Annotated in this window: 12 protein-coding genes; all 12 read right to left on the reverse strand. The window is 61.6% G+C overall.

Annotated elements, in window-relative coordinates; genetic code table 11:
* Positions 1-42: 42 nt before the first annotated feature.
* The 12 genes from BN3789_RS04325 to BN3789_RS04380 all read right to left on the reverse strand — a co-directional run bounded on the left by BN3789_RS04325 (position 43) and on the right by BN3789_RS04380 (position 12476).
* Positions 43-750: a cytidylate kinase-like family protein gene (locus tag BN3789_RS04325; protein WP_229254182.1), complete on the reverse strand. Its 708-nt coding sequence runs from the start codon at positions 748-750 to the stop codon at positions 43-45.
* 48 nt (positions 751-798) lie between these two features.
* Positions 799-1446, reverse strand: coding sequence for an amino acid ABC transporter permease (locus BN3789_RS04330; RefSeq protein ID WP_066830542.1), 648 nt, complete (start codon positions 1444-1446; stop codon positions 799-801).
* A 3-nt stretch (positions 1447-1449) separates the two neighbouring features.
* A complete protein-coding gene (locus tag BN3789_RS04335; protein WP_066830544.1) occupies positions 1450-2199 on the reverse strand; it encodes an amino acid ABC transporter permease in 750 nt (249 codons plus the stop codon).
* Between the two features lie 197 nt (positions 2200-2396).
* Positions 2397-3278 (reverse strand): transporter substrate-binding domain-containing protein, encoded by an 882-nt coding sequence (locus BN3789_RS04340; protein WP_066830547.1) that lies wholly within the window; start codon positions 3276-3278, stop codon positions 2397-2399.
* A gap of 91 nt (positions 3279-3369) precedes the next feature.
* The gene (locus tag BN3789_RS04345) at positions 3370-4101 is read right to left on the reverse strand and encodes an amino acid ABC transporter ATP-binding protein (RefSeq protein WP_066830551.1); all 732 of its coding nucleotides are present in this window, start codon (positions 4099-4101) and stop codon (positions 3370-3372) included.
* Between the two features lie 335 nt (positions 4102-4436).
* Positions 4437-4880: a GatB/YqeY domain-containing protein gene (locus BN3789_RS04350; RefSeq protein ID WP_066830554.1), complete on the reverse strand. Its 444-nt coding sequence runs from the start codon at positions 4878-4880 to the stop codon at positions 4437-4439.
* Between the two features lie 163 nt (positions 4881-5043).
* A complete protein-coding gene (locus BN3789_RS04355) occupies positions 5044-6255 on the reverse strand; it encodes a peptidylprolyl isomerase (protein ID WP_066830557.1) in 1212 nt (403 codons plus the stop codon).
* A 573-nt stretch (positions 6256-6828) separates the two neighbouring features.
* The gene (gene prfA, locus BN3789_RS04360; RefSeq protein WP_066830560.1) at positions 6829-7899 is read right to left on the reverse strand and encodes a peptide chain release factor 1; all 1071 of its coding nucleotides are present in this window, start codon (positions 7897-7899) and stop codon (positions 6829-6831) included.
* A 425-nt stretch (positions 7900-8324) separates the two neighbouring features.
* A complete protein-coding gene (locus BN3789_RS04365) occupies positions 8325-9098 on the reverse strand; it encodes an amino acid ABC transporter ATP-binding protein (RefSeq protein WP_273343400.1) in 774 nt (257 codons plus the stop codon).
* 3 nt (positions 9099-9101) lie between these two features.
* On the reverse strand, positions 9102-10307 hold the full coding sequence (locus BN3789_RS04370) for an amino acid ABC transporter permease (protein ID WP_066830568.1): 1206 nt from the start codon (positions 10305-10307) through the stop codon (positions 9102-9104).
* Between the two features lie 100 nt (positions 10308-10407).
* Complete coding sequence (locus tag BN3789_RS04375; protein ID WP_187119111.1) at positions 10408-11343, reverse strand: transporter substrate-binding domain-containing protein; 936 nt, start codon at positions 11341-11343, stop codon at positions 10408-10410.
* A 242-nt stretch (positions 11344-11585) separates the two neighbouring features.
* Positions 11586-12476: an aldose 1-epimerase family protein gene (locus BN3789_RS04380; protein ID WP_066830571.1), complete on the reverse strand. Its 891-nt coding sequence runs from the start codon at positions 12474-12476 to the stop codon at positions 11586-11588.
* Between the last annotated feature and the right edge of the window lie 374 nt (positions 12477-12850).

The following is a 12850-nucleotide window of genomic DNA, read 5'->3' on the forward strand; positions in this document are numbered from 1 at the left end:
TGAATAAAAAGGGACTGTCCCCAAAAATTCGCCCCTCTAGGACTACATGCGGCCGAGCTCGCGCATCTTGAGCTCGTAGGCCGTAGCGATGATCTCGCAGCAGCCTTCCACGCCGAACAGGGCGCGGTTGATGACGAGGTCCTTGCCCTGGCGCAGCTTGCGCTTGCCCGCGGAGTAGCGCTTGTAAAACAGCTCGCGGTTGCGCTGCATCTTCTTGATGAGCTTGATGGCCTTGGCCTCGGTCAGGCCACGACGGCGCTGCACGATCTCCACGCGCTCGGCGAGCGGCGCGGTGACGTAGACCGTGATGAGGTTCGGGTTGTCGCGCAGGATGTAGTCGGACAGGCGCCCGATGATGATGCACGACTCCGAGGAGCCCACGTCCAGAATGACCTGCTTCAGGCTCTCGAACAGCTTGTCGGCCGTGGTGCGCGCGTCAAAGCGATCGGGCAGAAACGTCATCATCTCCGCCGCGACCATCTCATCGTAGGACGCGACCTTGTCGACCACCGTGTCGGAGCGGCGCGCGGCGCGGATGAGCAGCTCGTTGTCGTACAGGGGAATCCCCAGGCGCTCCTGCAGCGCGATGCCGATCTCATGCGCATCGGTACCGTACTCGCGCGCAATCGTGATCACGACCGGGTACTCGGGATCGACGAGCTCGGTCGGTGCGCCCAGGGCGTCGTTGGCGTACATGTCCTGCGCGTAGAGCTTGGAGACGTCCGCCTTGTTGCCGTTCACAATCGCCATGATGGCCATCCAATCTGCCGGGGCGCCTCGCCCCGGCGGCTCGTCTCGCTACGCTGCGACCGCGCGGCGCTGGTACGCGCGCACGAGCAGGGAGATACCGAAATTCAACACGAAGTATAGCAAGAACACGAAGCCGTACATGAGCAGCTTGGCGTCCAGGCTGGGGATCTGCGCCATGACGACGCGCGCGTTGAACATGAGCTCCATGACGCTGATGCTCGCCAGGTACGAGGAGTCCTTGATGACCGTCGTGCACTGGCTGAACAGCGCGGGGATGATCGTCTTGAACGTCTGGGGCAGGATGATGAGCCGCATCGACTGGAAGAAACCGAAGCCCTGCGACTGCGCCGCCTCGAACTGGCTCTTGGGGATCGAGTTGAAGCCGCCGCGCACGATCTCGGCCATGACGGCGGAGGTGAACACGGTAAAGGCGATAACGGAGACCACGAAGTTGGACGCGCGCACCGTGAAGTAGATGAACAGGATCCACAGGAGGTTCGGCGTGCAGCGGAACAGCTCGATGTAGGCGGTGACGATCCAGCGGAAGATCGACAGCTTGCCATGGCAGTACTGCTTGATCATGGCGAGGATCGTGCCGAAGATCACCGAGAAGATGATCGCGAGCACCGAAATGCGGATCGTGAGCCAAAATCCGCCGAGGATAAACGACAGGTTGGTCGCGTTGAAAGCATCCATGGATTACGCCTCCTCTACGGATTCGATCGTGGACGGCAGGTTGATCACCTTGGCCTTGGGCATGCGCTTGGAGCGCTTCTCGAGGAACTGGACGAGCAGGGACAGCGGGAAGCAGATGATGAAGTACATCACGCACGCCATGATGTAGCCCTGCAGGTATCCGTAGGTGCCCACGAAGCTGTTGGAGCGGTACATCAGGTCGCCGCCCGCAACGAGCGCAAGCACCGAGCTGTTCTTGACGAGGTTCAGGGCCTGGTTGCACAGCGGGGGCAGGATCACCTTGAAGGTCTGCGGGAGGATGATGTAGAGGTAGGCCTGCGCGCGCGTGAAGCCCTGCGACAGCGCCGCCTCCATCTGGCCGCGCGGAACGGCCTCGATGCCCGTGCGGATGACCTCGGACACGTAGGCCGCATGGTACAGGCCGACACCCACGAAGCCGAGCACGACCGACGGAATGGGCACCGGCGTCGGGGAACCAGTCACGATCTGGAGCAGCTGCGGGCCCATGAGGTACATGAAGACCACCTGCACCGGAAGCGGGGTGTTCTGGTAGAACTCAACGTAGACGCGGCTGATGGCGCGCAAGATCCGCGAGTGCGTCGTGGAGAACACACCGAGGATCGTACCCAGCACCAGCGCAAGGATCAATCCGTAGATCGACACTTGGAGCGTGATGAAGAATCCCGACCAAAAGGAATCCATGGCTCCAAAGGTTATCTCCCAACGCATGGGGTCGAGCAGACTCTCGATCATAACCCTTCCTTTCCCTCCATCCTGCAGAAAACCAGGTACCCGGGGCGCGCCGGGCGAATGCCCGGCCTGGCCGCGGAGGCGCGATGCGCACTGTTCGGTGCACACCGCGCCTCCGCACCCGTCATTTTCTGCAACGATGCGGATTCGCGACTGCAAGCGGCGGTCGCGAATCCGCACTCAATCACAAAACGCAGATCTTACGCAGCGTCACCGAGCCACGTGGTGATCTCCTCGTCGATCCAGCCGTTGTCGAGCAGCTCGACGATCGTCTCGTCAACGAGCTCGGACAGGTCGCAACCCTTCTCGGTGGCAACGCCGTACTCCTGCGTACCGAACTCGATCTCGGGCTGCAGCAGCTCGACGGTGTCGTCCATGTAGGTGTTCAGCGTGGAGCGGTCCATGGCGAAGGCCTGCACCATGCCGGCGTCGAGCGCGTCTTTGATCTCGGGGTAGGACTGGTACTCCACGAACTGCGGCGTGCAGGTGAAGCCCTCGTCGGAGATCATCTGCTCGACCAGGCTCTGGGTGGTGGAGCCGGTGGAGACGCCGATGGTGTTGCTGCCGAGGTCGTTCATCGAGGTCCAGCCGTTGGCCTTCTTGACCATAATGCCCACGGAGTCGGTGCGGTAGGCGGTGGAGAAGTCCCAGCTCTCCTTGCGCTCGTCGGTGATGGTGTAGGTGGCCGCGACGATGTCGAGCTGGCCGGAGTCAATCAGGGTGCCGCGGGTGGAGGGCGTCACCGTGGTGAACTCGCATAGGCCCTGAGCCTTGGCCTCGTCATAGGTGACGTCGAAGACCGCCGCGGCGATCTGATAGCAGATGTCGATCTCGAGACCCTCGTACTCGTTGGTCTCGGTGTTCAGATAGCCGTAGCCGAGAACGTCGGCCTTGACGCCGCAGTTGAGCTTGCCGCGATCCTTGATGGTCTGGATCTTGGAGTCGCCGCTGGCAGTGGAGCTGCCGCCGCCCGTGGTGGAGCCGGAGTCCCCACCGCAGCCGGAAAGCGCGCTGGCGCCAGCCGCCGCCACGATGCCGAGACCGCAGACCTGCAGGAAATTGCGACGAGAGATGTTCTTCATGATCGGTACCCCTTCCATCTGGTACGGATATCGCCATCTGCGACGTTTGCCGCCGCAGGGGGCTACAGGTAGGGCGAGCGCCGCCGGCTCGCTAGTGCAGGATCTTGTTGAGGAAGTCCTTGCAACGGGGATTCTGCGGGTTGGTGAAGAAGTGCTCGGGCGTGCCCTCCTCCAGGATCTGGCCATCGTCCATGAAGATCACGCGGTCGGCGACCTGCTTGGCGAAGTTCATCTCGTGCGTGACGCAGATCATGGTGATGTTGTCCTGGGCGAGCTCGATCATGACGTCGAGCACTTCCTGAATCATCTCGGGGTCGAGCGCGGAGGTCGGCTCGTCGAACAGAATGATGGGCTGCTTGGTGCACATGGCGCGCGCGATGGCGACGCGCTGCTGCTGGCCGCCGGAGAGGTTCTGCGGGTACTCGCCGGCCTTTGCGGCCAAACCGACGCGCTCGAGCGCGGCCATGGCGGTGCGCGTCGCCTCTTCCTTGGTCTTCTTCTGCAGCTTGATCGGGGCGAGCGTGAGGTTGCCGAGCACCGTCATGTTCGGATACAGGTTGAACTGCTGGAACACCATGGACGAGTACTTGCGGGCCATCTCGAGGTGGTTCTTCTTGGTGAGCTCGATGCCGTCGATGATGACCTGGCCGCTCGTGGGCTCCTCGAGGTAATCGACGCAACGGATGAGCGTGGACTTACCCGAGCCGGACGGCCCGATGACAACGACCTTCTCGCCCTCCTTGACGGTGAGGTTGATGTCCTTCAGGACATGAAGGTCGCCGAAATACTTGTTCAGCCCACGGATTTCGATCATGTCGGCCATTGGCGCGGTTCCCCTCCTTCAACGAGCCGAAACCGCGTGGAGCATATGCACCACCCGCGCGAGCGGGCGGTCATGGCGGCTCGACTCATGTGCTGTACGTTCCGTGCGGGACGCGTCTTTGGTTGCGCGACGCGTCCGCAACGAGTTGATTTTCAAGTTAGCGCATGCGACGCGAAGCGAAACATGCAGAGGTTTTGAATAAAACCATTGTCCACCGGTATGGTGAACATGGATTTACCCTATTGGAGCTCCATTATACACACCGCTTGAATGCAGTATTTACAGGCAGCTTCCCGAAACAGTTTGGTTACCAAGAATGTATAACGCCGCTGAACCTACGAAAGGCGCGCGCCGACCTCCTTGGCTGCCATCGGCTTGTCGAAGTTGCCCCCGGTCGCCTTGGTGAGCGCGCCCATCACGCGGCCCATGTCCTTCTTGGACACAGCGCCCAGCTCTGCGATCGTCTGCTCGATGAGGGCGATGAGCGCATCGCCCGTCACCTGCTCGGGCAACAGGCTCTCGAGAATCTTGACCTGCTCGGTGAGCGTATCGGTGCGCTCCTGGTTGTTGGCGGCCTTGATCGACATCTCCAGCGTCTCGTTCGTCTGCTTGATGAGGCGCTTGATCATGTTGTCGACGTCCGTCTCGGTCGCATCGCGGCGCTCGTTGACCTCGATGTTCTTCACCTCGCCGATAACCTGGCGGATGATGGACAGCCTTGTCTTGTCCTTGGCCTTCATGGCCGCGATCATCTGCTCGTGCAGCTCTTCGCTCGTCATATGTCCTCCTTATCCTTGCGGCTCGCCGAGACGGCGAGGGCCCCGTTCGGGGGACCCTCGACCGTCTCGGCGAGCCTCTTCGCGATCACATGCGCACGCCCGCGGACGCGGCGGTTGGGCCAAAGGTGCCGCGGCGACGCAGCCGAATCTCCGATGCCCCGTCCTACTGGGCGCTGCCGTTAGAGGGCTCGACGCCGTCCAGGCTCACGTTGTAGGGAACGTTCTCGGGCATGGGGTTGATCTGAATGTCGGCCTGCTCCTTGTAGTTGTCCCACCACTCGGTCCACGCGGAGCTCTCGGCCTGCGTCTTCACGATGTTGGAGATGTAGGTGCGGATCTCCTCGGGCACCTCGTCGATCGAGGTGACCTCGTTGTCGACATGGAAGTAGCCGGTGCACTTGATGATGTGGTAGCCGTAGGTGCTCTCGACGATACCGCTCACCTGGTCGACCGACAGAGCGCTCAGCGCGTCCTGGTACTCCGTCACGAAGCTCGTGAGCTTGTCCCAGCCCACGTCGCCGCCGTCCTCCTTGGAGCCGGAGTCATCGGAGTACTGCTCGACCGCATCCTCGAACGAAAGCTCGCCGGAGTTGATCTTGTCGAGAGCCTCCTGGGCCTTCGCCTGGGCCTCGGCCTTCTCTTCGTCGGTGGCGTCGGACGCCACGCTCACCAGCAGGTTGGAGGAGCGACGCGCGTCGTTGTAGGTGTCGAGGTTCTCGTTCAGGTAGTCGATGATGTCCTGATCGCTCGGGTCGTCGACCGGGCACACCTTCTCCTTCAGCTTGTCGAGGGCAAGGCTGTTCGAGAGGCTCTGCTTGTAGGAATCCTCGGTGTAGCCGTAGCTGGACAGCTGCTCGATGAACGCGTCCTCGCCGCCGTAGGACGCCGCGGCGTTCTGCCACGCCTCCTCGATGTCCTCGTCGGTGACGGTGATGTCGTTCTCGCTGATGGCCTGCTGCTGCAGATACTGCTCGGCGTAGCTGTTGATGGTCTGCTCGCGGTAGCTCTCGGGCGTCTGGCCGGCGTCGACCAGATACTGGGCCCAGCTGCCCTCGCTGCCGTAGCCGTAAGCGTTGCGCACGGCCATGATCTGCTTGGTAATGGTGTCCTCGGTGATGTTGACGCCGCTGACCGTCGCGGCCACGCCGCCGGTGAGCTCGTAGTCCTCGCTGTTGTCCCCCGTGATCTGGCTCAGGACGCCCGAGCACGCCATGGCGGTGACCGACAGCAGCATCGCCGCGCAGCCGATGGCGACGATCAGGATCTTCACGCCCTTGGAAAGCGTCTCCTTCTTGCTCTTCTTGGCCTGGCTCTTGGTGGGCTGGCCCTCAGGTGCGGCATCGCGCTTGACGCGCAGATTCTTGTTGAGCGGCATAGCGTCGTCCCTTTCCGGTCCCGGTAATCCACGGTTCATCTGCCGTGAGACGAAATCGACATAAAGCTTTCCGTATTGTCGCACAGGGGGCCAGAAGACCACCATAAAAGCAAGCGATAACCACAGAGCGCATATGCAAGGGGCCCATCACCCGAGGTCGCCGGATGGGGGGAGGCAATCCGCCCCAATAGGATGGGTTGGAACGAACCCGTCCCCAACCAACCCATCTCCAAACGCGCCGAAAAACGTGTATAGCGAGTTTGGTGCGATTTTTCGATGAGCTTTGCCCACGGGCGGTACACCCCTCAGCATTTGCCCAGTTGGATCCTGCGGAATTACTGATGGGTGCGGCGCGTGTGGGGAAATGAGCCTCAAAAATCGTACCAAACTCAACCTACTGTCTCTATAGGTTTTATTCAGAGCGTATTTTTATGCAACTTTGTGCAGTTTTGCAGTGGAAATATACATTTCGTACCAGTCCCGACAAAGCCACAGCTGCCTAAAACGCATCGCGGGGCGGGAGGATAGCGCACCCTCCCGTCCCGCGGCTTCATCGTTTTAGAAACGGCTGCCTTAGTCCACGGCCTCCGCCAGCTTCTCGGCGCGGTCAGCTGCCGCCAGCGCGTCGATGACGGTGGCGAGCTGGTCGCCCAGCAGCACGCCGTTGTACGTGGAGTTGAAACCGATGCGGTGGTCGGTCACGCGGTCCTGCGGCTGGTTGTACGTGCGGATCTTCTCCGAACGGTTGCCATGGCCGATCTGGCTTTGGCGTTCGGCGCCGAGCTCGGCCTGCTGCTTCTCGAGCTCCATCTCGTACAGGCGGGCGCGAAGCATCTGCATGCAGACCTCGCGGTTCTGGATCTGCGAGCGCTGCTCCTGGGACTGGACCACGGTGTTGGTCGGAAGGTGCGTGATGCGCACCGCAGAGTACGTGGTGTTCACGCACTGGCCGCCGGGGCCGGAAGCGCAGTACGTGTCGACGCGCAGGTCCGACGGATCGATGTGGATGTCGATCTCATCGGCCTCGGGCAGCACGGCGACGGTAGCCGTGGAGGTCTGGATGCGGCCCTGGCTCTCGGTCTTGGGAACGCGCTGCACACGATGCACGCCTGACTCGTACTTCATGACCGAGTAGACCTTGTCGCCAGACACCTTGAACTCGATGGATTTGAAGCCGCCCGCGTCGCTCGGGCTGGAATCGAGCACCTCGAGCTTCCACTTCTGGCTCTCGCAGAAGCGCTGGTACATCTTGAACAGATCGCCCGCGAAGATGGCGGCCTCGTCGCCGCCGGCGGCCGACCGGATCTCGACGATGGTGTTCTTCTCGTCGTTGGGGTCGCCCGGGATCAGCATGAACTTGATATCTTCCTCGAGCTGGGGAAGCTTGGCCTCGTTGCCGCTGATGTCCTCCTGGAGCATGGCCTTCTCGTCCGGATCGGACGTGTCGTGCAGCATCTCCTTGGCGATCTCGATGTCATCGAGCGCCGCCAGGTACTCGCGCGCCGCCGTCACCAACGGGGTCTGGTGCGCATACTCCTTGTTGAGGCGGGTGTACTCCTTGATGTTGGCAGCGACCGAGGGGTCGGCGAGCTTCTTCTCGAGCTCCTCGTAGGCAGCGATGAGTTTTTCCAGCTTGTCGCGCATGGATTCTCCTTTTCTTGAGGGCGATTTCGCCCTGCATGGTTCGACGTGAAACGATGCCCCGCACGGGATGGCAGCGGCCAGATGCCGCAAGACTGCAAGCGCAGCTAGAACTTGTCGAACTTGATAAACACGCGCGAACCTCTTTCTCTCGGCCTTCTATCATACCCAGCGTTCCCGCGCAGGCAAGCACGCGCGCCCCAAACGAGCCCACAGCACGCCCCACCTGCGCAAAACGTCCACAGCAAACACGCGATGCGACTGCCGCGCACTCGACGCCCTTTCATGGAAATGCTCGACTATCTCACAACTAACTCAGAAAAACTCAGAATTCTGAGTTGTATGTCAGAATTCTGAGTTTTTCTGAGTTTAAAAAGGGCCGAGGGGAACATCCTCTCGGCCCGCAGATGACGGCTATAGTCGCGCTCCTACTCGTCTGACTTGTCGTCCAGGTAGCGTGCAAGGAACTCGCGGGTGCGCGGATGCTTGGGCGAACCGAAGATCTCGGCAGGTGAGCCCTCCTCCGCGATGATGCCCTTGTCCATGAACACGACGCGGTCGGACACGGTCTTGGCGAACTGCATCTCGTGCGTCACCACGACCATGGTCATGCCGTCGCGCGCCAGGCCGCGCATGACCTCGAGCACCTCGCCCACGATCTCGGGATCAAGTGCGGACGTGGGCTCGTCGAAGAGCATCAGGTCGGGCTGCATGCACAGCGCGCGGGCGATCGCCACGCGCTGTTTCTGACCGCCGGAAAGGTTGTTGACATCGGCTTTGGCGAAGTTCGCCAACCCCACGGCCTCCAGATGCCTCATGGCGACCTGCTCGGCCTCGGGCTTCTTCATCTTCTTGAGCGTGACGGGGGCAAGCGTGCAGTTGTCCAGCACGTTCATGTTGTTGAACAGGTTGAAGCCCTGGAACACCATGCCGATCTTCTCGCGCAGACGGTTGACGTCCACGTGCTCGGCGGCGAGGTCGGCCCCGTGGAACCACACGTGACCCGCGTCGGGCGTCTCGAGCAGGTTGATGCAGCGCAACAGCGTCGACTTGCCGGAACCGGATGCGCCGATGATCGTCACGACCTCGCCGGGCATGACAGCGAGGTTGATGTCGCGCAGAACCTCGAGGTTGCCGAAGGACTTGCGCAGGCCCTCGATGCGGACCATGGGCTCGGCAGAGGTTGCGGTATTCATAGCCATGATTTACTCCTCCACCTTGACCGGCTGATCGGACGTGCTGCCCATCGTCTCGACCTTGACGTCGAAGCGGCGGGCGAACTTGCCCAGAAGCCACGTCGCGATCATTGTCAGGATCAGGTAGATGACCGCAGCGATGAGGAAAGCCGGGAAGTACTGATAGTAGTTGCCGCCGACGGTCCTCGCGCCAAACGTCAGATCGAACACGCTGATGATCGACAGGACCGACGAGTCCTTGATATTGATGACGAGCTCGTTCGACAGACCGGGAATGGCATACTTGATGCCCTGGGGGAATACGACTTTGACCATCGTCTGCAGCTGCGAAAGGCCGAGCGAGCGAGCGGCCTCGGCCTGTCCCTTGTCAACCGATGCGATGCCGCCGCGCAGGACCTCCATCATGTAGGCGGTGGAGTTGAGCGACACCGTCACCAAGCCAGCCACGAACGGGGACCATACGGCGTTCATCTCGGTAGCCGTGAGCCCCGTGCCGCTCAGCACGCCCACGACTCCGTAGTAGATGATCATGGCCTGGACCATCATCGGGGTACCGCGCACGACCGTTGAATAGACCTTGGCGAAGCCCGAGCCCACGACCTTCCAGAACCGGATGAAATCATTATCGGGCTTATCGATGGTCTGGATACGGCAGAACACGAGCACAAGTGCAAGGAAAAACGCCACGACGGTGCCGATGACGGCAAGCTCGATGGTCGTAGTGACGCCGACGAGATACGTATCGCGGCTCACCCAGAACATCCACAGGATGTTCTGGAGGAAATCGTCGCCGGGGCGCTCGGTCGCGGTCACGGCCACGCTCCACGCCGAGGCGACGCCCATGACCACGCGGTCGACGATCAGCACGAGCGTGATCGCCCATACGACGTAGGCGATATAGCGCAGCACGCGGCGAACAGCGGGCTTGGTGAACGGCGCAGTCTCGGCGTAATTGCTCCAGTGTGTGAGCTTGAAGACGAGCGCGACGGCGCTCAGCACGAGCCAGGCCGCAAGCAGATAGTACATGACCAGCTCGACAGTGAACGCCTTCGCCAGAAAGCTCATCTCCGGGCGAGGCTGACTCGAAAGCAGCATGCCGACCAGGGCCACGACGCTTGTTCCCAACAGCACGTAACGATGGTCATCGAGGAAAAACGAGGCGATCTTGCCGCGTCTCCTCGGTTCGGTCTGCTCGCCTGATAGGGCAGAGCTCATGGTTTTCTCCTTTATCTATGAGATGGGTAAGGCGCGCACCGGCCCTGCGGCCTCGGTGCGCGCCCTGACGGACACGGATGAACCCTCTGTTCGCGCAGCGCTACGCGGGCTGACGGTCCATGCACTCGTTCCACATCTGCTGGCGATCGTCCTCGGAAATGCCGGCGATGATCTCGTTGATCTTCTCGAGCACGGCGTCTTGGCCCTTGGCGATTCCCGCGTTGTCGGGCATGACGGAATCCTCGAACTTGTCGGTCATCTCGAGCTCGACGAAGTCGGGGTAGGTCTCGATCAGCTTCGGAACGGAAAGCATAGAGTAGGTGATGATATCGCAGGTACCGGTATTGAGGTTCTCCACGACGAGCGGCTGCGTCTCGGCGGGCGTCATGTGGTTGACGTCCGGGATCTGGTCGATAACGGTGTCGTACATAGTGGCCGCCTGGCCCAAGATGGACGCGCCCGCGAGGTCGGCAAACGTGGTGGCGCTTGCGTAGGCGGAATCCTTCTTGGTGATCATGACGATGTCGTCATCGATGTAGGAATCGGAGAAGTCTGCAGAGTCGGCACGCTCGGGCGTGACGGACATGCCGGCGCACACGATGTCGATCTGACCGCTGTTCAGCGCATCGATCAGGCCGTCGAACGAGAGCTTCACGGCAACGCAGTCCATGCCGAGACCCTCGGCGATGATCTTCGCGGCCTGGACGTCGTAGCCGTCAGCGAAAGCACCGTCGACGTTATCGATGGGGATGGTGTAATCGGATTCCTCGTTGACCTGCCAGTTGTACGGAGGGTATGCAGCCTCCATGCCGACGCGCAGGGTCTGGCCGTCGCCGAGCGTAGCCTCGCCGGCGTCAGCGTCATCCGCAGCGGAACCGGCACCCGTGCTGTCGGTGCCCGAATCCTGTGCGGCGGGGCCGCATCCGGAAAGGAACATCATGCCTCCCACGCTGAACGCCGTAAGCCCGGAGAGCTTGAGGAAATCGCGACGGGAGCACTGCCCAGGTTGCATGTTTGCAAAGGAATTCTTGGTCATGATGGTTTCCCTTCCAAAAGTTTTTGTCTATGACCCCTTCCGTGCAACGCAACCGGAGGGGACCCATTCCCCTCCCCCTTGCAACTTAATGCGAGAAAGTTACGCGCACAATGTGGCAGGATACCGCGGGCGTATGCAGAAAACCACCCCATTTTGCAAGGAAACATGCACGTAACTCAATTATGGGCCGAAAACTGAAGGCTTGGCCCCGTCTTGCCACCCGAAAACCGGCCGCGCCCGCCCTACAGCAACGTGATGGTGAAGGCGCGCATGTCCGTTTTACCCGCCTCGAGGATCGTGATGTTCTCCTTGTGCTCGAGCACGTCGTCCTCGGTCGTGTAGGTCGCATGTCCCGTCCAGGGCTCGAGCGCCACGAACGGCGCTCCCGGCGCGGACCAGACACCCAGGTAATCAAAGCCCGGGAAATCGACGCGGATGCCGCGACCCGACTTGGTGCCCACAAGCGTGACGGTGTTTCCCGGCACATGATCGAAGATCATCGTGTCATAGGCGAAGCAGTCGCGGGACAGCGCAAGCGTATCGGCATCCTCGACCGGCGTGAACGTGTCCTCGGGATCGGCGAGTCCACCGCCCAGGATCTTGGGGCACTTGGCCGTCCAGGGCTCGGCGAAACGGAACTCGTAATCCTCGAACGCCTCATCGCCCGCATCGGGCGCGGGGATGTTGAACGCCGGGTGGCCTCCCACCGAAAACGGCAGATCGACATCGCCCGTGTTGGTGACGGCGAACGTCTGCGTCAGCGACGCGGGGCCGGTCAGCGCGTACGTCATATTGAGCTTGAACCGATAGGGGTAGGCCTTGAGGGTCTCGTCCGAACTCGAGAACTCGTAGGTAACCGACGACCCATCCTCGGAAACATCCACGAGCTCATGCTCATAGATGCGCGCGAGACCGTGACGGGCCATGGAGCACGGGCCGGCGGCCGACGTCGCTGCGTCTGCGCGCAGATTGCCCACGATGGGGAACAGCACCGGGGCATGCTTGCCCCAAAATGCGGGATCCGCCTGCCACAGGTACTCGCGTCCGTCGAGCGCCAGGCTGCACAGCTGGGCGCCCATACTGTCGATACGTGCCGTCAGTCCGTCGCGAGAGATGGTTGTCATGGTGGACATGGGAACTCCTTAGCAAACGTCGCCATCCGGGCTCGACATCACGCCGATGCGCCCTAGATTCCACTATACCGCGCAGAGGTCGACACGGGCCTCTCGCGAAAGTGGCTAAAAAGTTCTGTTTTGCTGTTGTCGGGCCCCGTGCAAGCGGGCCCAAACCCGCCCTTGGGCACCGGATGACCCCGCGCCGGGCCCCGATGAGGGTATCCGGGGGCGTCGGGCTCGCCCAGCATGCAGCCAATTCGGACAACTCGGCCAAAACGACAGACTCCGCTCCGTCCGCCCAACAGCAAAACAGAACTTTTTAGCCACATCCGGCCCGCAGCGCCGACGCAACCCGGTCCCGCAAGCGTTCGCCACGGAAGCGGCCCCAAGGT

Source organism: Collinsella ihumii (genome assembly GCF_900046475.1).
In the GTDB taxonomy this organism is placed as follows: domain Bacteria; phylum Actinomycetota; class Coriobacteriia; order Coriobacteriales; family Coriobacteriaceae; genus Collinsella; species Collinsella ihumii.